The sequence below is a fragment of the Fibrobacter sp. UWB12 genome (genome assembly GCF_900142485.1).
In the GTDB taxonomy this organism is placed as follows: domain Bacteria; phylum Fibrobacterota; class Fibrobacteria; order Fibrobacterales; family Fibrobacteraceae; genus Fibrobacter.
Genome location: NZ_FRAZ01000006.1, coordinates 130598 through 154118 on the forward strand (window position 1 = coordinate 130598; position 23521 = coordinate 154118).

A 23521-nucleotide genomic window follows, 5' to 3' on the forward strand; every position below is an offset into this window, starting at 1 on the left:
ACGAACCCCGCTATTAAACCTTACGATAAGACGCGAAACGACGGCTATCGTTTGCACGTTTCCACGCTTCAACGCCATCGATATAACCAGAATCCACGCACATCTGCAAGGATTCGTCCAACGTAATGCCCTGATCCTTTCGACCGCTAATTGCAGAAACAATTTGCGACACATCACCCTTGCGGATCATTCCCGCAATTGTCGATGTTACCTTCATTGCTTCGGATGCAAGTACAAGCCCCTGGTTATTCACCACAGGAATCAAATGCTGAACGACAACGCCCTTGAGCTGGTCGGCAAGCGTACATGCAAACGCATTGCGGTTTTCACTCGGCACGGACATGAGAAGTCTAGAAAGCAGCGCATGAATATTGTTACCGCTTGTCACAGCAAAGACAAGTGCGCCGGCGTTCGAAGCCTGCATGAGCAAAGAAAGTTCTTCCATCGTTTCGAGATGGTCAAAGAGAATCACGTCGGCACCGGTGCGGATGGCGAGTTCGATGCCAGCGGCACCGGAGCGCACATGCAAGCCCACCTCACGTTGAGCAATGGAGCCATTCGGATTCAAAAGCAAACGTTCTACCGGTTTTTCGACCGTTTGTATAAACACTTGCCTGTTTGCGGCAATGCATTCGGCAAACGCAGTCATCGTTGTGGAGCGGCCACTTGCAGACGGGCCCGCAATCAGCACAAGGCCGCTATTAAGCGTTGCAAACTGCATGCAGAATTCGGGCAGGTAAAGATTTTCAAGAGCTATCGATTCCATCGGAATTATGCGAATCGAAATACTCGGAGTCACATCGTTCCATGTGACAGAAATGCGAGCACGACCTACACCCGGGAGTGCAAAAGTCTTGCTGACATTGCGACCGACTACAATTTTATAGCCGTCCGAAAAGCCTTCCGCAGCTTCGGAAAGGCGGTCCATCAAATGCGATTTTTCAAGCACTTTTTCAGAGGCGATAAAAAGCAACCCTGATTGACGCATCGTGATTTGGCGGCCTGCGTACAAATAAACATCAGTCACATTGTACTTGCGGGCATAAGCAATCACTTTTGCAAGCGGTGTAATCGGGTGCAAGACATCTGGAGCCTCGACGGCGTTACCTTCGCCAGTTGCAACGGCGAACTGCGACGGGAGTTCTTCAGATGCGCTTTCCTCGGCCGGAGCTTCGCTTTCCACTGGGACTTGCACATTCGCCATGCTCGTCGATTCAAGCCCTTCGACTTTTTCAATGACGACTGTCGAAGAAGACGCTTCACCATAAAGGCTACTGTTGCCTTCAATTTTGATAGCGGGCTCTTCTGCAGGTTGAGGCGCAGGGACTGCTGATTTTACCGCCGGAGCAGGGGCTGCTTGCGGCGCGGGAGTTGCCGGAGCGCTAGCCGGTTTTGCAGCAGGAGCACTAACCGGAGCCGAAGCATGCGCCGGAGTTGCAGGCTTTGCATTTTTTGCCTCGAGGTTTTGCACAAAAGCAAGAACCTTCTCGTACATAGACTGTTTCAAGATTCCTGCACGAACAAGAACCTGACCAATATCCATCGAGTCGGTTATTTCACCCCAGTGGGCCTTGACTTGATCCTCGGACACAACCTTGTTGTGAACGAGAACTTTTGCCATATATTGATTTCTCATAAGAAATCCCTCCGGCTGAACCACCAGCTCGCAATCGAGAGGAACACGCCAATATAACCAAGTGCATAAACGGAATTCCAGAACAAATACATGTCCGGAAGCGCTACGCCATGTACAACATAGTTGGTTACGTTAAATCGATAAAGTCCAGGGAATACGGCATGGATTACAACCGCAGCCTTTTCAAGAATTGCCGAGGAGGTGCTTTGAAGTTCACCCATGCGGCTTGCAAAACGGACTTGTTCCAAAAGCTGATCGCTCAAGTGCCCTGCAAAGTAAACGCCCAACGTAAAGAGCGCCGAAAGCACCGTGCTGCTAAAGCTGCTGAACAAAAGCGCCACCGCAATCACAACCGCCATTTCGCAGAAAATCAAGTAAATAGCAGTCAAGAGGCTAATCGTCGGACTAGAACTCGTTACCCACAAGATGCAATAGTAAATACCTGTCAGCAAAAGCAGGTGGACGGCAACGACAGCCAAAAGCCCAAAATACTTGCCCACAATAAATGCGGCACGGCTGATAGGCTTTGAGAGGAGCGTAAGTACGGTCCGGCGCTGGATTTCCTTTTGCACAAGGCTTATGCCTACAAAGATGGAAATCAAAAGTCCCGAAAGGCTCATCACCGAAAGCGTCGTGGACTTAATGACATAAGCACGATCAAACACCGACCATTCACCAAGCACAATGCTAAAAAGCGTAAGCGCAATCGCCAAAAAGCCGATATTATAAAGAATCTTGTCGCGAATAGATTCGCGGAACGTATTGAGGGCAATAATGCCAATATGCTTAAGCGTCTGCACGGGCAATTTCCTCCGTCAAAATATCTTCAAGACTCGGACGCTTATGGTCCATTTTTTCTACGGCAATACCGTTCGAGAGGCAGAAGCCGAGCAAACGGTCACGCGCCACATCATCAGCGCAAATGTATTCCTGCGGATGGCCCGTTGCAGAGACTCCTCGTGGCAAATCAGCAGCAAGAATAGCCTCACGGACGCGCACATGGTATTCTACACCGCAAGATTCCGTAATCTCGTCAACAGTACCTTCGCGGACAATGTGTCCATCGACAATCATCGCCACACGGTGGCTAATCGATTCCACATCGCTAAGCAGATGGCTCGAGTAAAAAATCGTAACACCATCACGATTGAGTTGCTGGATAGCCTCGCGCACATCGCGGCGTCCCATCGGGTCTAGGCCACTCATCGGTTCATCGAGAATGAGCAATCGGGGCTTGCCAAGAATAGCCTGAGCAATGCCCACACGCTGCATCATGCCCTTGGAATACGAACGCAATCTGCGATCGATCCAATCCTTGTTCGCATGCAAAAGTTCAAGAGCCCAGCCAATGCGGGATTCGAGTTCCGCCCCCTTAAGCCCCACAAGTTTGCCGTAAAAGCGCAAAAGTTCGCGACCTGTAAGGTAATCGTAAAAGTAAGGTTGCTCCGGAGAATAACCGATATACTGACGGCTCTTGGTGTCACGCGGAGAGATACCGTTTACAAGCACCTTGCCCGAATCAAAATTCAAAAGTCCCGTCAAAACCTTAATCGTCGTGGACTTGCCAGCACCGTTAGGCCCAATAAATCCATACACCTTGCCTGTTTCAACATTGAAGCTCACATCCTTAAGCGCAAGCTTCGGCTTCATAGTAAAGCCACTGCGATACGTCTTGTGCAGGTGCTCAATTTCAATCATTAAATCACTCATACACGCAATCACTTTTCGTTAGAATTATCGTCGCTATCATTATCGCGAGTTTCATCGTCGGATTCATCGTCAGAACCGCTGAGGCCTGCAGCCTTGTAGGATTCCTCGATTTCACGGCGACGGCGATCGGCCTTTTCTTTTTTATTGATGAAGAAGTATATGACAGCTCCAATCAAGTACACTACGATGCCCGAATAGAAAATCGGATTAATGGACATACCCTCGAGACCGGGGAATAGATTCAAAATGATTTCATGGCCAAAAAGCGAAAGCAGGACCAAAATAAAGCCAAGTCCCCTGAGTACATAAGTAACAATCACAAGTTTTTGCATCGTAAACCTCGAAACGATGCCGCGCAACACGCACGGCACTCACATTTTGAATATATCTATTTATAAATAAAAAAGACGAGCCCAAGCTCGAATATCACGCGATTTTCGCGAAAAAAGGGAAATTTTGGCAGTTTTCTGCCATTCCTTCAAAAAAAGAAGTCACCCTGAACGGCGTGATAGGGGCAGAGCCGCTCAGGGTGACAGGTGTGTGTAGTTTTATTTAATCTTGACGCAGCGGACAGAGGCGGCAATACTCTTGTTGTAATGTTCGTACGTTACTTTATCCTGTACACGTACCATCACAGCGCGGGAATCGTCGAATGCATCGGCAGTCCAGAAACTAGCGCTCACATTTTCGTCAGCAAATTTTCCGTCGTAATAGCGGAAGCCATCCTTACCGATGTTGAGCACCTTCAGGTCAGCACTTTCAAAGTCAGCCTGTTTCGGGAGTTCCCAACCTGTGGGGCAAGCATCGTTTGCAGATTTCCAATCGTAAAGGCGTCCATACTTTTTGCAATTGTCGAGGTTATTGCCATAGCAATAGCTAGAATCGAAATTCACGAGATTTGCATTTTCGGCCATCCAAACACGTCCACCTGTTTCGACAGTTGCGTATGTTTGACCTTGGCACTTGAGCGTCTTGGCAGCTTCATCATAGTGGCAGTTTTCCACTTTTTCGCAAGCGACAAACAATACTGCCGTAGCGATAATGAGGGCCGCCATTTCAATGAACTTGAACTTCATATATTCAATCTCCTTAAGATTGTTTTTAAGATGAATTTTTCAAGAGCTCTTTTTTTCGGGCACAAATGTAGATGGAATTAGCCGTTTTGACTAATACTTTCTTTCAATTGGATTCATAATTTAAAATTATAAATTAGGGATATTCTATAAAAAAGCAACGCACTTACAGACCGTTCGGCGCAATTAAAATTTCGCCTCACTCTCGCAACCATGCCTCGTTAATACGAGGCACTCATTGCTCACAAGCGACGCTTTTTAGCCTTTCACGTGGATTGCGGCAGCGAATTCCTTAAGCAAGGCAGGATCATTGACCTTTTCCCAAAGGGTTCCGGTCACGATAATCTGCGCGCCGGCAGCAACGCGAACGGCCGCAGTCTGCGGGTCCTTGATGCCACCACCGGTGATGATGGTCATTTCGGTGGCCTTGCGGGTATAGGCAATGTGTTCGACCGGCACGGGTTCCTCGGCGCCGCTACCAGCTTCGAGATAAACGTAACGCATGCCCATCAATTCTGCAGCAATGGAGTTCACCATGCTGAGCTTGGGCTTGTTTGCAGGCACGGGCATCGTACCGCTGATGTATTCGACTGTCGTGCGTTTGCCGCTGTTGATGAGCTGGTACGCTGTCGGAATAGCTTCCATGTTGAGCGCACGCACAAGCGCACCACCACGAACCTGTTCGTCGATAAGATAGTTCGGATTACGACCGCTCACAAGAGTCATGAAAAGCATGGCATCAAAACCAGGAACAACCTGGGATGCTCCACCCGGGAAAAGAATCACCGGCAAGTTGACATTTGCCTTGAGGGCTGCCACTTGTTTGGGGAGCGTAAAGTTACCCAAATACGAACCACCCACCAACAAGAGGTCCGCACCGTTTTCAGCAGCCATAGAACCAGCCTTGACAAAGGCGGCTTCGTCCGATGTATCCGGATCCAACAGCACGGCAAACAAGGCACCACGCTTTTCAATTTCTGCGTTCAAACGGAGTTCGGTTTTCCCAGGTTTCATAATAAATCCTTTTTTGCGCGCAAAGCACAATACAGAGTAAAGATACAATATTTCCTCAAGGAGATTCCCGGTCAAGCCGGGAATGACGATACAAAAGCGAGTGCGTACGCCGACCCCGGAATAAATCCGGGGAGACTATTCAAAAAAAGGAGGCAGACCGAAGCCCGCCTCCCCTCTTTTCCTCCTCACATAGCAAGGTTATTTGAATCTTCTGTTGTAACGCCAGTCATAATTGCCTCCAGCCCATTAGTTTTTGGCACATCGGATACTTATACGCACATCCGGATCATCAGACACATTGTAATCAATCGGCTTCCAGTTATCCATTGTAAGTACCCATACCGACCACGCACCTTTGTATTCCTGATCTAAAAATGTCATATACTCCACCGTAATATCGCCAAACCCAATCTGGTGCAAATACCGTGAGGCGTACCATCCAAAGCCCTCATAAACCTCAAATTGTTCCCTGCAATCCTGAGAATAACATTCACCACTTTCTTTTTCGGCAAAGTAAAATACTCGAGACCATTCCTTACGAGTCGGGATATGCCACCCATCTGGGCAAATACCCTGGAAATGCCCATTATCCATTACAATCGAATCGCCACCAATGACGTCAGAAACAGCGTATCCCGCATAAGTTTCCCAATACGAGGAATCACGCGAATTGATGTATTCTTCAAATTGACCATCGCGGCCCTGATTTTTAACAAAGAAAGCCGAATCAATTCCCAAAACAGGCTGAATAAGCGAATCGCTATACCTCAGGTTTTCAGCAAGCCAGGTATAAGTTGAACCCTCGAAACTGTACGTCACCGTATTATAGACTTTTCCATCGCGAGCATCCGTCATCGTCCCTTTCGTAACAGAGAAAGCCTCTTCAATTTCTTCCGGGGTATTCTTATCCAAAATAGTCCACGCGCCCGAAACACACGTAATATCCTTAAACAGCTTTGACTCGCACGGAAGTTCTACAGTACGCCCTTCCGATTCCGCTGTACACGCCCCAAGTTCATAAAGGGTTGCCAAGAAACCATCCAAGAATGCGGGATTCCCTGGGCCGGATTTCATACGGACTCGGAACGAATACGCATTATCAGCGAAAAAGTCCCTTATCGAATCTACCGACGTAAACGTCCCTGACGACCCAAACACATCAGCAAGAATAATCGGTGAATTCGTCCGTCTCCAATAAGACGTAAACGCATTCATATAAAGCATCGCAGTCTCATATTTAGAATATACGATATTCCCGCTTTTATCGAAATGAAAATCACCATCAGGCAAGCCAAAAGCACTGAGAATTTCACGATCAGCCTGTTGTTTTGCAGCCGCGAAGTCCATTCCTTGACGGACAAGATAACGCAAGCGAGCGGCCTCCAAATAAGTCATGATGTTGATATCAACGCCACCAGAATCCCGCACATCAACGATTATGCTATACGTTATCGGATACTCTCCCCAAATTTCATCATAGGCATCAAAAGACCATGTTCCGTCCCACGTCCAAGAACCATCTTCAACGTAAGGCGCGATTTCAAGCATGACATACGGGCTGTTCAGCGAAACGCTGTCAAAACGGAATTCGCCGTCATAACCGTTGCACTTGGCAAAATAAAACACGCCTGTCGTATCCAAAGTCACCGAATCCAATTCAGCCATTCTTATAATCGTACCTTCTTTCGCGGCTACACTCCACGTGTTCATGGCAGAACTATCAACGACTTCAGTACTTTCAACATTACGAGCTAGCATTTTTGCACCACCCATCACGTTTATATTCGGAAGCAAAGCCTCAACAGCGGGTTCCTCAGAAGAGCCTCCTAAATAGCTCGTTTCTTCGGTGGAACCGCCCATAGAGCAGCCTACAACCACCACAGCGAAGAACGTAGCGATAGCAAAGTTCAAGATTACACTCAAGCCCGCAATCAGGAACAATCGCAAGTTTGTCTTTTTACAGACAAGTTGTCCGCAGTTTTTTGAGTAATTCATGATATCCTCCTAATCCTTATCAACACTCTTTTTTGTCATCGGGAAAAACTGCACGTTCAAGCGATAAACTTCGTCGGCAGCATCATTTCTCGTTGCAATCGCAATAATTCTTTTACGGAATTCCGCAATTTCCTGAACGATTTCATCGTATGCACTTTGAGTAATGCCAAGCGTAAGGCCCGAGAAATGGCGTTCTTTTTGCGGTACACCTTCGATTGCTTCAAGCGCAAATTCTCCCATTTGGCGGTGCATTCCACGAACGGCCACAGGAGTCACATCCATGGGGCCGGTCGTCACAGATTTTTCAGTCTGTACGTAATTTCCGTCTTTGTCCTTTTGGAGCAAATTTGCCTTGATTAAAAAACTAAGCGATTCACTGACTTCGGCAGCGGTGATTTTAGGACGACAAGCACGAGCAAGAGCAAGCGGCTTTGCACCGGGCATCGCAGGAGCGAGTTCACGGAGCACCGGATTTTTCCAGCTTTCGAAATAGCGGAATGAATCACCTTCGATAATCCTGACTTTATGCACATCGGCAATGGCAAGCATTCTATTGAAAGCAAACTTTTTTTCTTCGTCCGTTTTGGCATGGTCGAACTTGACCATTTCGGCAAAATATTCCTGTTCGTAACCAGAAAGTCCCATCGCAAAAGCGACTTGACCTGCCGTTTCTTCGCTCAAGTTAGAGCGCCCTTCACTCACATATTTCAGGAATACAGGCGACGAGAACCCGGCCGCTTGCGTAAAAGTTTGCCAAGTAAACGCAGATTTCGCCTTTTTCTCGGCGTAGTAATCCGCGATGTACTGGTGATAGTTAGTGTACTCTAGTACATCCTTCATCGTTTCCTCCCTACAAAACAACATCTTGATCCGAAGATCCGTGCCGTTTCCAAATTGAAATATAATCTCTAAAATTTAAAAAGTCAATAGTTATTATGATAAATAATTAGCGTTTTTAGAGAAATTTAAGCATTTTTACAAAAATCAATAAAAAATTAAACAATTTAAGGATATAAATAAAATAAACAACAACACCTAGAAATAATGGATTCTTCCGCCTATGGTGTCAGAATGACGTATGTTTGAAATAATGGACTGGGGCAAGCCCCAACCTCTCCGGCTCGGTCATATCCATGCATAAGTATGGATGCGACTCTCACCTTTCGAGGTTGCTCTTCCGCCTTCGGCGTCAGAATGACGTATGTCAGAAATAATGATTTCAATAAACGACGAGATGGTGACCCCGGCACACAGGCCGGGGTGACATTACAAAAAAAAGAAGGCGGGGCGAACCCCGTCTTCCCTTTCCTCCTAACAAATATTTTTATGCGTGTTTAAACGATTTAGTCTTTGATGCAGCGGACATACGATTCAGCCATACTCGGAAATTCATCTCCATAGCAACTGTATCTATCTACCGCAGAGCATGCCCTATTGTATTCATCAACCACGTAAAAATCATACTCGTCCGAAGTCAGCCCAAATCCAGTCGGATTCCCCAAGAAAGTACGATGCAAATAATCCCCGACCAACCCTTTTCTGTCAATATTTTCGTGCTTCTTCGGAACAGTCGGATTATACCATTCCACCATATAATCCAGCAAAGAATCCATTTCTCCACGCGCGGGAATATGCCAGCCATTGGGGCAAACGCCTTGATACACGCCCTTTTCAACCATAACAGAATCCATATGTTGACGATACTTCAATGTATCAAGACTCCGTTCAAGGCCTTCTTCACACTCATTCCAGAAATCAGACTCTTCACACTCCGGGCAATCTTTCAAATGGCGCTGAAAGCACATTTCTCTTGTTTCAATTATCGAAGCGTCCAAGCTAAAAGCGCCACCGACATCGTACATGCCACAACAGCTCGCTCGATGTTCGCAAGGCACCTGCAATTCAGAAGCGTTATAGTCCAAGCGTTCTGCGAGCCAAGTCTGCGTTTTTCCATTTATATCATAGGTCACGGTCTTATACGTTTTTCCATCACGTTCATCCGTCATCGTTCCCATGGAATGTTTCATTTCTTTATACGAAAATTCCCATCCCTCTGAACGACATGTCAACATAATGTTTTTGTCGAGAATTTCAAAAGCTTTTCCCTCATTTTCCGCAGTGCACAAGCCCGCATCAAGCAAATGAGCTACGAAGGATTTCAAGAAGAGAAGATTCCGACGAGATTTTTCAATGTCCAACATGGCATACTGATCTAGATCGTCATCATTCTCCGCACGAGTCATGTTCCAACTAAGGTCATTCAGCATATTCAGCGATTCCGTCAAGAATCGCGTCTTCAAAAATTCCGTACTGCAAGTAAGATTGCCGCACTTTTCAATTTTTGCAACAACCGTATCCTCTGTCGTATATTTCATAAAATCTTCGATAAACGCCATGTAGATTCTATAGTTAGGATCTTGCACATTTTCAGCTTCGGGTTTATCAAACAAATTAGCATAAAAACCAAACGACTCAAGAACTTCCTTGCTTGCCTGTTTTTTGGCTTCAGCAAAACTCATTCCAGATTTCATCAGATAACGAGCTCGAATACTTTCAAAGTACGTCTTCTTGTCAACGGCAAAGGCATTCGTCTCCCGAACATCAACAATATTATAGCGTCGATTGGAATAATCCATCGAAAGCATAACATAAGGACTTTTCAAAGACAAACTATCAATAACAATGCTATCGATATCAGGAGTTACCAAATACAAAGGTTTACTACTAAAATTCCAACTATAAGGAACTCTTCTCGTGGTATCAAAAGTTACAGAATCAAGTTCATATATCTGAACAGACCCATATGGAGCAATATAAACGTTCATTCCCCTATAAACTACATTCGAGCCGTCAAACACAACACTCGAACTTGAAGCAGGAGCTTCATCGCTACTCGATGACAAACCATACGGCTCGCCCGAAGGAGCATTCGGCACCAAGCTATCGACTTCAGAACAAGCGATTAACGCAAGCGGCGTCAAAAACGCCATGAGCCACTTTTTAATATTCATAAAACATTCCTCCTTTATTTAATCCTTAACACAACGAACAGAAACTTCATTTTTACCTAGATATTCTGATTGCGTAGCATTAAATTTCGCTTTTCGACTTATATATGCCCATTTAGATCCAATGCTATAAATCGAGATTACCGTAGAATTCACAAGATCAGTATTATTTAAAGCTTTAAACGTGCTATCGATTTTTACAGCATACTTAGCTCCATTTTTTTTATCAGATTCTCCAAATCCGGCAATCGCCATCATATCCATTCTATAATCCAACATGCGAACATTTACTTTTCCTTCCACATAAGCACGCAACTTTTTCCATTCATTTGCATCTGGAAGATGCCATCCATCAGGACATATACCTTGATAGTTTTTCCCAGTCGCCTTGACGGAATCCGTTATAGCCCAAAGTCTCTCGTAATCAAGATTGCTTTTTTCCGCCTGCAGGCGATCGCAATTCGTATAAGAATCTTCTTCAATACAATCCTCATAAGGAATCAACGCAATGGAATCCGGCAAAGCCATTGCATCATTCCAGAAATAAATACCATCTGCAGATTTATACTTCAAATTTTCTGCAAGCCATGTTTGCGCACCGCCGTCAACATTATATGTAACAGTCTTATATTTCGATCCATCACGGGAATCCGTCATTTCGCCCAAAATAGCACCGACACTATCAGGAACCACATAATGGACTAAATAGGACCAAGCTCCATTTTTACAAACAAAATCAATATCTCTGTGTACATCATAGGTGAACGCAGTGCTATAGCCCTCATTTCCAGCAGAACACGGATCCAATTCCCACAAGCTCGCCATGAAGTTATGCATAAGGTCATGCAGACGAACCTTCACATCGTCGCCAATCCATTCGGCATCAAACCAGCTAACAATTCCTTCAACAAAGTCGTTCTTCACATTAGGTATTGCTTTAAAAGAGCCAACTTTAGCAAACGCATTTGCCAAACCAGCCTCAGTTTTAGGTGTAAAGCCGACCACGTAACTCGCGAATAAGATTTCATCTTGATTTTCTTGAGACTCAGCCTTATCAAAACGATAAGGAACACCATAGATTCCCAAAGCACTGAGTATTTCACTTTCGGATTGTCGTTTAGCATCCTCAAAACTCATTCCTTGGCCAATCAAGCCCAGCAGTCGTTTAGTCTCTATAGTCGTCGCCACATTGATACCGACATTCTTAACCTTTCGCAAATCAACTATCAAACTATACACCATATAATGAGTAGTTCCATTAACGACACAGCCGTCTACCCATTTACGCTCTTGACCCGTCAAGTCATACCATTCCCCGCATTCGTAAGGAGACAATTCAAGCATAACATAAGGACTCTTCAGCGAGACACTGTCAAAACTGAACACGCCCGAAGTATCTTTAGATTGGCTATAGTAAACCAAACCCGTTGCGCTAAAATTGACAGAATCCAGTTCTGACATTCTTACAACAGAGCCCACAGGAACTGAACTAACAAATTTGACCTTAGTAGTGTCATTTTCATCAATTTTTGTTTCAAACAGCCTTGCTTGCGCCACTACTTTAATATTTTCAAGAGACGCCTGTTCTTCCGTGTAGCCGCCTTCATGCGCAAGCGGGGAATTACCAACATCCTCGGAACACGCTGCAAATATAAAGGCAAGCAGCATCGCCATTTTGCAGGCAATCTGCCCGCCAAATTTAGAGTAATTCATGATTCCTCCTAACCTTTTTTATTAATACTTTTATTTGTCATTGGGAAAAACTGCACATTCAAACGGTAGACTTCATCCATACCGTCATCTTGCGTCGCAATCGTAATAATCCTCTTGCGAAATTCAGCGATTTCCTGAACAATTTTTTCGTAAGCATTGCGCGTGATACCAAGCGTAAGCCCCGAGAAATGGCGTTCATCTTGAGCAACGCCTTCAATGGCATCCAAAGCAAACTCACCCATCTGTCGATGCATTTCACGAACAGCAATAGGAGTCACCTCCATAGGGCCCGTCGTCACGCCTCTTTCGGTCTGCTTATAATTACCGTCTTTATCTTTTTTGAGCAAATCCGCCTTGACAAGGAAATTCAACGCTTCGGTCACTTCGGCAGCAGAAACTTCTGGGCGGCAGGCACGCGCAAGCGCAAGCGGCTTTGCACCAGGCATTGACGGTGCTAGTTCACGGAGCACCGGATTTTTCCAGCTTTCGAAATAGCGGAATGAATCACCTTCGATGATTTTTGCCTTGACAGCATCTGCAATCGAAAGCATTTTGCTAAAAGCGGCTTTTTTCTCGGCATCCGTTTTTGCGTTGTCAAACTTGACCATTTCGCAAAAGTAATCTTGTTCGTAGCCGGCAAGATGCATGGCCTGTGCCACGCGCAGTGCGGCCGCATCGCTCAAGTTGAGCTTGCCTTCGCTCGCATACTTCAAATGAACCGGCGAAGAGAATCCCGCAGCCCGCGTGAACTCCTGCCAAGTGAACGCGGATTTGGCCTTTTTGTCGGCGTAGTAATCCGCAATATACTGACGATAACTAGTGTATTCTAGTATATCTTTCATGGTTTCCTCCTAACACAAACAGCATCTCGACTTGTAAGTCCGTGCCGTTTACAAAACCAAATATAAATCATAAATTTCAAAAAGTCAATAGTTTTATCATAAATTTTTAGCGTTTTTAGTAAAATTTAAGCAATTTTTAATAGATATCAAAATTTTAGCATATTTAGATAATACAAACAAAGTATTATACCAAATAAAAAAAAAGGCGGGCCGCAGCCCGTCTTCCCTTCCTCCTAACCCTCACACGAGGGATTTATGACATTTTCGTCTGACGTACTCCCCATCATTTCCATATTATCCTCCTAATAAACAATGGTTTTTCGTTCTAAGAATTTTATTTCTTTATACAGCGTACAAAAGCCGAATAATAGTTATCTCCAGGCGTAAAGAACGTCGGTTCGTGGCCATCAGAATACCCCAGCTTGTTTAATGGCAAGCCCTCATTTTCCCTAAAGAACCCGATACTATATACCGCAGCATCAGCGACAAGGAATCGAACCCACCAGGAATTGTCTATAGAAATCCAACCGAGCTCTTCATTTATATACATATCGGTGACAACTTTTTCCATTCCAAAACCAGTTGCATAATCATCATAAAGGACTACCCCCGATTCAAGAGGTTCAACACCATACGCATCACCCATAATATGCAACAATTTTCTCCAATCATCCGCCGTGGGGATCCGCCATCCATCAGGGCATACACCTTGATAGTCATCCTTGTTTTTATCCGACATATATTCAACATAACCATACGACCAATCAAGCGACGGTAGCATTTTATCGCCATACAAAGAATCACAAGTCGTTTTCACTTTTGCTAGGCATTCATAATCATTCTTGTCGCACTCTAGATATTTTTCATCTATGCATTTTTTCTCTGCTTCATAATCGCCAGGAATCTCGCGAGACCAAGTATACAAGGTATCACAATGATCTTTAATTTGGTTCTGCAAATTCATGCAATCATAATCTTCATCCGGGCACTCTTTCACTTTGGCATCATAACATTGCTGTTCCAAGAACAACGTATCGCCATTTGCTTCAACAGAATATATCCTAAAATCATTTTCACCGATATTCATCGCGCCAATCCACGAATAATAACGGCCATACAATTTACACTCCGGATCATAAGCCTTGCATAGCGAATGTCCCGGCAAATTAACTTTCAACGCACTATCCGCAGTCAATGATGTATCCGAAAAATTCAAATTCTCGGCCATCCACGTTTGCGAAACACCTCCAATATCATACGTAACCGTATTATAAATTTTGCCATCGCGCGGGTCTGTCATCGTTCCTTTCGTATAATCCATCTTTTTAAAACCTATAGTCCATTTTCCAGAACGGCATACAATCGAAACAGGAGTGCCATCATAATCATCTAAATACTGAACTTCATTTTCGCGCGATTCCGTACAACGTCCATAGCCCTTTTCTTTTGCAAAGTAGCCCACTCGATAATAGCCCATCTTTATGGTATTCATATAAAGTCGTTCAACCGTGTTTCCTCTCCCAGAGATTAATTCGGGTGAATTAAACAACAGCTTATCATAAAATTTATTAAGATCCAAGAAAATCTTAAATGCAGAATAAGGCCTCGAATCACCTGCTATTTCTTCCAAAAAGGGCAAATCCGAATTTTCATCGGCAGCTTCTTCAAAAGCGCCCAAGTTCTCGTAAACACCAAAGTTTTCAAGAACTTCGCTTTCAGCCTTATCACTTGCGGCCGCGACATTCATCCCTTCGGCAACATATTTTTGCCACAACGGAACTTTCATACTTGTCAATGTATTCACACTAATTTTTTTGATTTTCCGCAAATCCACAATAGCTCTGACCACTTCCATGTATACAACATTACTTCCATCCGTAAATACGGAATCCCAATCCACTCGATTTTTACACATAAGGCAAGTTGAGGAATTAAATGATCTTTGGTTTTCAATTAGCACATAAGGACTTTGCAAAGCAATCTCTTCGAACGCAAAAAGACCTTCTTCGCTTTTTATTGGACTAGTAAAACTACGACCCGTCTTAGCAAGCGTTACAGAATCCAATTCGAAAACGACAACAATCGCGCCCGGCTGAGCAATCAAAGCCTCACCCGAAATCGAATCAGCCTTCTTCTCTCGCAACATTTTCGGGACATCATCGCCAATTCGTCCAGACAAGACATAGGCAGTTTCTTCTTCGGTCCCACCATCAGATGCCAGCGGACGTACAGTTCCGTCATCCGACGAGCAAGCTGCAAGCATTAAAGCAAACAGCATAATCCATTTGCAAATAAATGGCGTATAAACTTTTGAATTAAACATGTTGTCCTCCTAATCCTTTTTTCCAACACTCTTTTTTGTTAACGGAAAAAATTGCATATTCAAGCGGTACACTTCTTCGGTAACATCGCTCCGTCGTGCAATAGCAATAATGCGTTTGCGGCACTCAGCAATTTCCTGAACAATTTCATCATAAGCATCACGCGTGATGCCAAGCGTAAGGCCCGAAAAATGACGTTCCGACTGCGCAACGCCTTCAATTGCCTCTAGCGCAAGCTCGCCCATTTGATGATGCAATGTTCGAACCGCCACCGGGGTCGCCGTCAACGGGCCTGTTGTCACAGATTTTTCAGTCTGTACGTAATTTCCGTCTTCGTTCTTTTGTAACAAATTAGCCTTGAGCAAAAAATTCAATGAATCGCTGACTTCGGCGGCGGTAATCTTTGGGCGGCACGCATGAGCGAGCGCCAACGGCTTTGCACCGGGCATAGAGGGAGCAAGTTCACGGAGCACCGGATTTTTCCAGTCTTCGAAAAAGCGATACGAATCGGCCTCTATGATTTTCACTTTATGCGAATCTGCAATCGCAAGCATCTTGTTGAAGAAAATCTTTTTTTCTTCGTCTGTCTTGGCGTGATCAAAATTGACCAATTCTCGGAAATATTCCTGTTCGTAATCAGCGAGAGACATTGCAGAAGCAACACGAGCAACTGCATTTTCACTCAGATTAAAGCGCCCGTCACTTACATACTTCAAGTAAACGGGCGAAGAGAAGCCCGCACTTTTGGCAAATTCCTGCCAGGTAAACGCAGATTTTGCCTTCTTTTCGGCATAGTAATCCGCGATATATTGGCGGTAGCTAGTATACTCTAGCACGTCTTTCATTCTGTTCCTCCTAACACAATGACCCCATAAATTCGCCTAAAGCAAAAAGCGGAATCATTTTCAAAAACAAATATACGATTAAAATTTCAAAAATGCAATAGTTTTCACAATAAGAAAATGCAATTTTTATTAAAATTTCACAATTTATGTCAAAAATTCAAAAATTTTAATCAATTTTCACAATATACAGAAACAATAAAAAGACAACAGAAATCAATAAGCAATTGTAAAGATGACGAAAAAGAAGGCGGGGCGAACCCCGTCTTCCCTTTCCTCCTTACACAAAAACTGACTCTTCCTATAAAATCACCCTTAAAAAAACGGGAGAATCAATTTTTGATGCAACGGACATTCAGTTTATCTAAAGGAGGTATATTAAAATAGCTTTCTTCATATTCGCGATCCCCGGGAGTTCTAAATCCAAAGCCGTATCCGGTTGAATACCCTCCAAAGAATTGAACTCTAGACAAATGCTCATCCGTCACTACAAACATATCATTAAAAACACCATTTTGACTCACAACAACACGGCCTTCATTATCCACAACAAGCCCTTCATGTGTACTATACAAACCAAACCCTGTCGCAGTCTCATCATAAAGGACAGGCACGGCTTTAGCATAATCAACTCCATACTGTTCTCCCAAATTCTGCAACAAAGTTCTCCAGTCACTCGTAGTCGGAATACGCCAACCATCTGGACAAATTCCTTGATGAGCATTCAAATTCGACCGCAGCAAAGGATTGGTATAGACATAATCCCAATGCCCGCCAAGACTTCCTTGCATACAGGTTCCCGGGACAACTGAATCCAAGTCACCAGAAAATACTTTTAGACAATCCTGGTAAGAGACCGTATCCCCTCCTTGCCAACGGATCCAAAACATATTCACATCATCCAACCCAATATCCATCGCGTGCAACCATACATATCGACCGTTCTCTCTGCAAGCGGCATAAGATTTATCAATATAATCTTGACATGCTGGGTGCGTAGAATCCGCATAAACAAGGTCCTCCGCCATCCAAGTCTGCGATGTTCCGCCCAAATTATACGTCACCGTCTCATAAGATCTACCATCTCGATTATCGACCAACAAACCCTTCGTATGTTCCACCGATTTAAAACCCATCGTCCACTTTTTAGAGCGGCACACCACATTAACATAATTTGGGGTATAAAAAAGTTTAATTTCGCCTACATCATTTTCACGCGCTTCAGTGCACTGACCCAATCCATCAACTTTAGCCAAGAAGCCTATTCTATAATCTATCATTTTCTTCATATTCTGATAATATTTTTTCATTTGTCCGTTTCCCGCATATTCTTTTGGAGAGACATAATTGCCAACCACATCCTCCCACAAAAGCTTCTCACGTGCACTGGAATCAGTATATCGAATCAACTCATTCACATAAGACAATTCAGAATCATCATCAAACATTTTTTCAAACGAGCCCAAGTCTTCGTATATTCCATAATCTTCAAGAATTTTGTGTTCAGCCATTTGGCTCGCTTCAGCAAAGGTCTTTCCTTCGGCTATATATTTTTGCAAAAGCGTAACCTTAGCCGTCGTCAACGAATTAACACTTATTTTTTCTTTTTTTCGCAAATCCACAACAGCGCGAAATTCTTTCGCCTTTAACGTCCGTTCAAAGCACTGAGTTTCCGAAGAAGGATTTTCTAGCTTTTCGTACCGTAGCTGATTTTCTACTAGTGGTAGCAGCCAATCGCTTACATACAGGCACGTATCACGGGCAGGCACAATTTCTTCAATCAATACATACGGGCTATCAAAATCAAGGCTATCAATCACAAAATGTCCTTTGTCATCGTTAACCGAGCCAACAAAAGAACGTCCCGTCGTATCGAGCGTCAAGGAATCTAATTCATAAACAGTGATAGAGCTGCCCTTAGGCGCCTGCATCGAATTTTCATCCACCGCCAATAACAATTTGGGATACACATCACCCACGCGACCAGCTAAAGCGTAAACGCCCTGTTCTTCGGCGGCACCGCCATGAGCACCATTTATCGGTGAATTGTCTTCGGAGCAAGCTGCGAACACAAAGGCGAGCAGCATCGCCATTTTGCAGACAAATTGTCCGCTTATTTTTGAATAATTCATGGTTTCCTCCTAGTCCTTTTTATTTAAACTTTTTTTCGTCATCGGGAAGAACTGCACGTTCAAACGATAGACTTCGTCTGTTGCAGGTTCACGAGTCGCAATCGCGATAATTTCTTTGCGGAATTCGGCAATTTTCTGCACGATTTCATCGTAAGCTTCGCGCGTGATACCAAGCGTAAGACCTGAAAAATGACGTTCGTCCTGTGGAACATTTTCAATTGCATCAAGAGCAAATTCGCCCATCTGGTGATGCAATCCACGAACCGCGAGCGGAGTGATATTCATAGGACCGGTCGTCACAACTTTTTCAGTTTGTGCGTAATTGCCGTCTTTATCTCTTTTGAGAAGGTCCGCCTTGACCAAGAAATTAAGCGATTCAGAAACTTCTGCGGCTGTAACTTCGGGGCGGCAAGCATGAGCGAGCGCAAGCGGTTTTGCGCCAGGCATGGCGGGGGCAAGTTCACGGAGCACCGGATTTTTCCAGTCTTCGAAAAAGCGGAACGATTCGCCTTCTAGGATTTTCGATTTGTGAGCATCGGCAATCGAGACCATCTTGCTGAACGCAGCACGCTTTTCGGCATCGTTCTTTGCGTGGTCAAACTTGACCATTTCAACAAAGAAGTCGCATTCGAAATCTGCGAGACGCATGGAACGCGCCGTGCGAACCGCAGCTTCTTCGCTCAAGTTGAAGCGACCTTCGCTCACATATTTAAGGTAAACAGGCGACGAGAACCCCGCCGCAGTGGCAAACTCCTGCCAGCTGAACGCAGACTTGGCCTTTCGATCGGCATAGTAATCTGCGATATACTGGCGGTAGTCCGTATATTCAAGTATATCTTTCATTTTTCCTCCTTACAAAACGGCCTCTTTCTAGAACTTTTTAAGCAGTTTCACTAGCGGACCGTCTGTCGATATTCTAAATATAATTCCTATTTTTTCAAAAATCAATAGTTTTACAATATAAAAGTTTATTTTTATGCAAAATTTTAAACATTTTTACAAAGAATTATAAAATTAGCAATTTTCACAATATGAATTTAGAAGAACGCTAAAATTCATTTTCGAGCGATTTTTTCGTAAATTTCAGCAATTTTTGAAAATCTGAGTTTTTTACTACATTTCTTTATCATGAATTTCTTCACAAAAATTGATATTCCCTCATCGGATTTGCAAATTGATTACAAAAGCAAAATCGCTTTTTTCGGGTCTTGCTTCGCGAACAATATTTCTGCGCAATTTGCATCACGGAAATTTAAAGTTTTAGCAAATCCGTTCGGGACCGTGTACAATCCACTTTCAATCGCAAAACAGATTAAGGCCATTGCAGACGGAAAAGTTTTTGGAGAAGAGGATGTTTTTCAGGATATGCGCTTTGGCAACAGCGTTTGTTTAGGCAACCGCAGCAGCGAGGAATACGGCGCAGCCCCATGGCATTGCTGGGATGCGCACAGTTCGCTTTCCGGGAAAAGCCGCGAAGAATGTATCGCAAAACTGAACAACGCAGCTACACAAACACGAGATTTTTTGCGCAACGCAGACGTCGTATTTATCACTCTCGGGACTTCGTTCGTTTATTTTTTAAAGTCGCAGGTTGTTGCAAATTGTCACCGGCAAGATCCGAGACTTTTTGAACGCCGGATGATTTCTATCGAAGAAGCTGCAGACGCGCTCAAAGAAATTGTTGAAAGTCTACGTAAAATAAAATGCGACTGGATTGCTTCGCCGGACGTAAGTGCAGCTTGCAATGACGAGCGTGGCGAGAATCGTAAACTTCACATCGTGTTTACAGTTTCGCCGTTACGCCACATGAGCGATGGAGCCCACAACAACACGCTTTCGAAAGCAACATTGCAGTTAGCGATCAATAAAGTAATTCAAGAGATTGCTTCGCCTTCGGCTCGCAATGACGTGGGAGCCGAGACCATCAGTTATTTCCCGAGTTACGAAATCGTGATGGACGAACTGCGCGACTACCGCTTTTACGATGACGACATGATTCATTTGTCAAAGACGGCAGAAGGCTACATCTTTGAGCGCATGGCAGAAACGTACTGCAACGAAAAAACGCGCGAAGATATCCGCAAGGTGGAAAAGTTCATGAAAATGGCGAACCACAGAATTCAAGACGAGAGTTCGACAGCCACCGCGGAATTTTTGAAAAAGCAACACACCGAAGCGGAAAAGCTCGAAAGTCAAATTGCGGGACTTGAGTTAAACGTGTAGAAGGAGATTCCCCGTCGGAGCGGGGAATGACATGCAAGATTTTACCGAACCCTTCGGCGTTTCACGCCTCAGGATGACGCATGACAATGCAAAAAGAAGGCGGGCCGAAGCCCGTCTTCCCTTTTCCTCCTAACAAATAATTTTTATGCGTTTTTAAATGCTTTAGTTTTTGATGCAGCGGACAGCGGCAGAAGTATACGGATCGGCCAAAGAACTCTGACGCATTTCTGGATTATTGTATTTGTAAAGAAGGACGTGCCACCTATCCGGATAAGACAGATTGAACCCACTGAATTTTTTCCACATGTTGAAAAATTCAGCCGTATAATAGGAAGCATCTGCCATGACAAAATAATTGTAAAAACTAAAACTTTGCACTATCACATGATCAATTTCTACTCCCAAAATCTTAGCAATGCTATTTAATCCAAAACCAGTTGCGGCCTCATCATACAGCACCATCACAACGTTTCCATAATCAACGCCATATTGTTCGCCCAAATTTTGCAACAAAGTCAACCAATCTTCAAGCGTTGGAATTCTCCATCCATCCGGACAGATTCCTTGATAAGAATTTTGATTCGAAGGCGTAATAAAGTCTGAATAATTCCAAGTCCACGTCCTCGAAGAATTTCCTTCCGAATCATTTTCACCATACAGTATAGCACCACAAGAATCTTCAACAGCCTCTGCAGAATCCCCAGGAAGAAGACTACGATTACGAATTGCATCCATGCATTTTTTACTTACTAGCAATAAATCGCCCTGAGCACTAATTGAATACGATTTGATATCATCGTCTCCGATATTCATTGCCGCTCTCCACAGATATTCATGTCCATAAACCCCACACCCTTCTTCATCATTATCTAAATAAGGTTCACGGTAGCAATATATACTTCCAGACAAATTCGCCCTTAACGAACTGTCAACACTCAAAGATGCCGTATCCGTAAAATCAAGATTTTCAGCCATCCATGTCTGCGAAGTTCCGCCAAAATTATACGTTACGGTCTTATACGTTTTTCCATCGCGGTTATCCGTCATACTGCCCTTGGTATGTTCAACCGCTTTAAAGCCCATGGCCCATTTTCCAGAACGGCACACAACAGCAATATCACCGATGCGCCCCTTTACCATACTAGCCTCATTTTCGCGAGATTCAGTACAACGTCCTAAACTATCGCGATGCGCCAAATAACCAATTTCATAACCGATCATTTTCATAGAATTCAAATAGTACCGTTCCATAACCTTGCTTTTAGAGAACTCCTTGGGCGACATAAAAGAAAGAACAACACCCATAGTTTCCACATAATGACGCACATTGAGTTCATCTAACTGAGAGAGTTCATTTACAAAATCTAATTCGGAACCATTTTCAGGCATTTCTTCAAAAGTCCCCAAATCCTCATATATTCCGAAGCTTTCAAGGATTTCACGCTCAGCCATCTTACCCGCTTCGGCAAACGACTTGCCTTCTGCAAAATATTTCTGCAAAAGCGGGGCTTTCATCGTCGTCAAGGTATTGACATTTACAGTTTGCACGTTTCGCAAATCTACAATCGCACTATAGTTATAATACGTATAAACTACTGTGCCTCGTTTATTGCGAGCGTCAGAAGGATACGCATGCTCTCCAATTAACACATACGGGCTTCTTAGATTCATTTCTTTAAATTCAAAGCGACCACTATCGTTATCTACGGTATCCTTAAAAAAGCGACCTGTCGTATCGAGAGTCAATGAATCGAGTTCATAAACAATTATAATCGATCCTTTTTCCGCAAACACCGAGCCTTCATATTTTGCAGTATCAGTGGGTTCTCCCGATGGATCCGCCACTTTCAGCAACTTCGGATATACATCACCCACGCGACCCGCCAAAGCATAGACTCCCGTTTCTTCGACGGTACCGCCGGCAACGTTGTTTCCTGAATTTGTTTCCGAGCACGCTGCGAACATAAAGGCGAGCAGCATCGCCATTTTGCAGACAAGTTGTCCGCTAATTTTTAAGTAATTCATTGTTTCCTCCAGCTCTATTTTTTTAATTCTTGTTTCTGCGTCAGCGGGAAAAGCTGCATGTTCAGGCGATAGACTTCGTCTGTGGCAGCATTTTTCCGAGCAATGGCAACAACCCTTTTACGGCAATCAGCAATTTCTTGCACGATTTCATCGTAGCCGTCTTTCGTGATACCGAACGTGACACCGGAAAAATTTCGTTTATCCGGCGCGACACCTTCAATCGCCTCAAGAGCGAGTTCGCCCATTTGGCGGTGCATCGTGCGGACAGCCACAGGCGTTACCGCCATGGGGCCCGTTGTCAAGGATTTTTCCGTTTGTACGTAATTGCCTTCGGCATTTTTAACCAAGAAGCCACCTTTGACAAGGAAATTCAGTACTTCGCTGACTTCGGCGGCGGTAATTTCTGGGCGGCAGGCATGGGCAAGCGCAAGCGGCTTTGCACCAGGCATTGATGGCGCAAGTTCTCGAATGACAGGATTTTTCCAACTTTCGAAAAAGCGAAACGCATCGCCTTCCAATATTTTTGCCTTGTGAGCGTCTGCAATCGCAAGCATATTGCTGAACGCAGCCTTCTTTTCGGCATCCGATTTCGCATGGTCGAACTTGACCATTTCGGTGAAATATTCGCGTTCGTAATCGACCAAGCGCATGGCATCAGCAACGCGGGCTGTCGCCGAATCGCTCAAGTTAAAGCGGCCTTCGCTCACATATTTCAGATAAACACGCGAAGAAAAACCAGCTTCGGTCGCGAACGTCTGCCACGTAAATGCAGAACTCGCCTTTTTATCAGCGTAGTAGTCCGCAATATACTGACGATAGCTCGTATATTCTAGTATTTCTTTCATTTTTCCTCCTTACGACAATCCCCAAATTTTTTCAGGGTCCGTAAAAAAAACGAATTGCGGCTTTTTTTCGTCCGTTTCGTTCTTGAATTTAAATATACAACTTAAATTTCAAAATTGCAATAGTTCCACAACACAAAATATT

At 44.2% G+C, this 23521-nt stretch carries 18 protein-coding genes; 1 reads left to right on the forward strand and 17 read right to left on the reverse strand.

Features of this window, described 5'->3' with window-relative positions:
• Positions 1-13 precede the first annotated feature (13 nt).
• The 15 genes from BUA34_RS10525 to BUA34_RS10595 all read right to left on the reverse strand — a co-directional run bounded on the left by BUA34_RS10525 (position 14) and on the right by BUA34_RS10595 (position 19129).
• Positions 14-1636 carry a type IV pilus twitching motility protein PilT gene (locus BUA34_RS10525; protein WP_139255927.1) on the reverse strand — a complete coding sequence of 541 codons (1623 nt, stop codon included), beginning with the start codon at positions 1634-1636 and terminating at the stop codon, positions 14-16.
• Positions 1633-2436 carry an ABC transporter permease gene (locus BUA34_RS10530; protein ID WP_072829345.1) on the reverse strand — a complete coding sequence of 268 codons (804 nt, stop codon included), beginning with the start codon at positions 2434-2436 and terminating at the stop codon, positions 1633-1635. Before BUA34_RS10530 ends, BUA34_RS10525 begins: the two co-directional genes overlap by 4 nt.
• Complete coding sequence (locus BUA34_RS10535; protein WP_072829347.1) at positions 2423-3334, reverse strand: ABC transporter ATP-binding protein; 912 nt, start codon at positions 3332-3334, stop codon at positions 2423-2425. Before BUA34_RS10535 ends, BUA34_RS10530 begins: the two co-directional genes overlap by 14 nt.
• A gap of 20 nt (positions 3335-3354) precedes the next feature.
• Positions 3355-3678, reverse strand: coding sequence for a hypothetical protein (locus BUA34_RS10540; RefSeq protein WP_072829350.1), 324 nt, complete (start codon positions 3676-3678; stop codon positions 3355-3357).
• A gap of 216 nt (positions 3679-3894) precedes the next feature.
• Positions 3895-4422: an FISUMP domain-containing protein gene (locus BUA34_RS10545; RefSeq protein WP_072829352.1), complete on the reverse strand. Its 528-nt coding sequence runs from the start codon at positions 4420-4422 to the stop codon at positions 3895-3897.
• A 255-nt stretch (positions 4423-4677) separates the two neighbouring features.
• Positions 4678-5433, reverse strand: a complete 756-nt coding sequence (locus tag BUA34_RS10550; RefSeq protein ID WP_072829354.1) for a phosphoglycerol geranylgeranyltransferase — start codon at positions 5431-5433, stop codon at positions 4678-4680.
• Between the two features lie 246 nt (positions 5434-5679).
• Positions 5680-7428 (reverse strand): FISUMP domain-containing protein, encoded by a 1749-nt coding sequence (locus BUA34_RS10555; protein WP_072829356.1) that lies wholly within the window; start codon positions 7426-7428, stop codon positions 5680-5682.
• Between the two features lie 9 nt (positions 7429-7437).
• Positions 7438-8268: a TIGR02147 family protein gene (locus BUA34_RS10560; RefSeq protein ID WP_072829358.1), complete on the reverse strand. Its 831-nt coding sequence runs from the start codon at positions 8266-8268 to the stop codon at positions 7438-7440.
• A 503-nt stretch (positions 8269-8771) separates the two neighbouring features.
• Positions 8772-10439, reverse strand: coding sequence for an FISUMP domain-containing protein (locus BUA34_RS10565; RefSeq protein ID WP_072829360.1), 1668 nt, complete (start codon positions 10437-10439; stop codon positions 8772-8774).
• Positions 10440-10457: 18 nt separating this feature from the next.
• Positions 10458-12149, reverse strand: a complete 1692-nt coding sequence (locus BUA34_RS10570; RefSeq protein ID WP_072829362.1) for an FISUMP domain-containing protein — start codon at positions 12147-12149, stop codon at positions 10458-10460.
• A gap of 8 nt (positions 12150-12157) precedes the next feature.
• The gene (locus BUA34_RS10575) at positions 12158-12991 is read right to left on the reverse strand and encodes a TIGR02147 family protein (RefSeq protein WP_072829364.1); all 834 of its coding nucleotides are present in this window, start codon (positions 12989-12991) and stop codon (positions 12158-12160) included.
• 334 nt (positions 12992-13325) lie between these two features.
• Complete coding sequence (locus tag BUA34_RS10580; protein WP_072829366.1) at positions 13326-15314, reverse strand: FISUMP domain-containing protein; 1989 nt, start codon at positions 15312-15314, stop codon at positions 13326-13328.
• A gap of 9 nt (positions 15315-15323) precedes the next feature.
• Positions 15324-16157 (reverse strand): TIGR02147 family protein, encoded by an 834-nt coding sequence (locus tag BUA34_RS10585; protein WP_072829368.1) that lies wholly within the window; start codon positions 16155-16157, stop codon positions 15324-15326.
• Positions 16158-16486: 329 nt separating this feature from the next.
• A complete protein-coding gene (locus BUA34_RS10590; protein WP_072829370.1) occupies positions 16487-18286 on the reverse strand; it encodes an FISUMP domain-containing protein in 1800 nt (599 codons plus the stop codon).
• Between the two features lie 9 nt (positions 18287-18295).
• Entirely contained in the window at positions 18296-19129 is an 834-nt protein-coding gene (locus tag BUA34_RS10595; protein ID WP_072829372.1) for a TIGR02147 family protein, read from the reverse strand.
• Positions 19130-19414: 285 nt separating this feature from the next.
• Here BUA34_RS10595 and BUA34_RS10600 point away from each other — a divergent pair, with 285 nt between their 5' ends.
• Positions 19415-20509 carry a GSCFA domain-containing protein gene (locus BUA34_RS10600; RefSeq protein WP_072829374.1) on the forward strand — a complete coding sequence of 365 codons (1095 nt, stop codon included), beginning with the start codon at positions 19415-19417 and terminating at the stop codon, positions 20507-20509.
• Positions 20510-20671: 162 nt separating this feature from the next.
• Here BUA34_RS10600 and BUA34_RS10605 read toward each other — a convergent pair whose 3' ends face one another.
• Together BUA34_RS10605 and BUA34_RS10610 are read right to left on the reverse strand one after the other, a co-directional pair.
• Positions 20672-22534 (reverse strand): FISUMP domain-containing protein, encoded by a 1863-nt coding sequence (locus BUA34_RS10605; protein ID WP_072829376.1) that lies wholly within the window; start codon positions 22532-22534, stop codon positions 20672-20674.
• 14 nt (positions 22535-22548) lie between these two features.
• Positions 22549-23379 carry a TIGR02147 family protein gene (locus tag BUA34_RS10610; RefSeq protein WP_072829378.1) on the reverse strand — a complete coding sequence of 277 codons (831 nt, stop codon included), beginning with the start codon at positions 23377-23379 and terminating at the stop codon, positions 22549-22551.
• Positions 23380-23521: the final 142 nt, after the last annotated feature.

What these genes read in the sequence shown, in the direction of transcription:
- BUA34_RS10580 (WP_072829366.1), bottom strand. Translation starts at nt 15,314, where the DNA reads ATGTTTAATTCAAAAGTTTATACGCCATTTATTTGCAAATGGATTATG.
- BUA34_RS10560 (WP_072829358.1), bottom strand. Translation starts at nt 8,268, where the DNA reads ATGAAGGATGTACTAGAGTACACTAACTATCACCAGTACATCGCGGAT.
- BUA34_RS10595 (WP_072829372.1), bottom strand. Translation starts at nt 19,129, where the DNA reads ATGAAAGATATACTTGAATATACGGACTACCGCCAGTATATCGCAGAT.
- BUA34_RS10590 (WP_072829370.1), bottom strand. Translation starts at nt 18,286, where the DNA reads ATGAATTATTCAAAAATAAGCGGACAATTTGTCTGCAAAATGGCGATG.
- BUA34_RS10565 (WP_072829360.1), bottom strand. Translation starts at nt 10,439, where the DNA reads ATGAATATTAAAAAGTGGCTCATGGCGTTTTTGACGCCGCTTGCGTTA.
- BUA34_RS10600 (WP_072829374.1), top strand. Translation starts at nt 19,415, where the DNA reads ATGAATTTCTTCACAAAAATTGATATTCCCTCATCGGATTTGCAAATT.
- BUA34_RS10585 (WP_072829368.1), bottom strand. Translation starts at nt 16,157, where the DNA reads ATGAAAGACGTGCTAGAGTATACTAGCTACCGCCAATATATCGCGGAT.
- BUA34_RS10570 (WP_072829362.1), bottom strand. Translation starts at nt 12,149, where the DNA reads ATGAATTACTCTAAATTTGGCGGGCAGATTGCCTGCAAAATGGCGATG.
- BUA34_RS10555 (WP_072829356.1), bottom strand. Translation starts at nt 7,428, where the DNA reads ATGAATTACTCAAAAAACTGCGGACAACTTGTCTGTAAAAAGACAAAC.
- BUA34_RS10605 (WP_072829376.1), bottom strand. Translation starts at nt 22,534, where the DNA reads ATGAATTACTTAAAAATTAGCGGACAACTTGTCTGCAAAATGGCGATG.
- BUA34_RS10550 (WP_072829354.1), bottom strand. Translation starts at nt 5,433, where the DNA reads ATGAAACCTGGGAAAACCGAACTCCGTTTGAACGCAGAAATTGAAAAG.
- BUA34_RS10575 (WP_072829364.1), bottom strand. Translation starts at nt 12,991, where the DNA reads ATGAAAGATATACTAGAATACACTAGTTATCGTCAGTATATTGCGGAT.
- BUA34_RS10610 (WP_072829378.1), bottom strand. Translation starts at nt 23,379, where the DNA reads ATGAAAGAAATACTAGAATATACGAGCTATCGTCAGTATATTGCGGAC.
- BUA34_RS10540 (WP_072829350.1), bottom strand. Translation starts at nt 3,678, where the DNA reads ATGCAAAAACTTGTGATTGTTACTTATGTACTCAGGGGACTTGGCTTT.
- BUA34_RS10525 (WP_139255927.1), bottom strand. Translation starts at nt 1,636, where the DNA reads ATGAGAAATCAATATATGGCAAAAGTTCTCGTTCACAACAAGGTTGTG.
- BUA34_RS10535 (WP_072829347.1), bottom strand. Translation starts at nt 3,334, where the DNA reads ATGATTGAAATTGAGCACCTGCACAAGACGTATCGCAGTGGCTTTACT.
- BUA34_RS10545 (WP_072829352.1), bottom strand. Translation starts at nt 4,422, where the DNA reads ATGAAGTTCAAGTTCATTGAAATGGCGGCCCTCATTATCGCTACGGCA.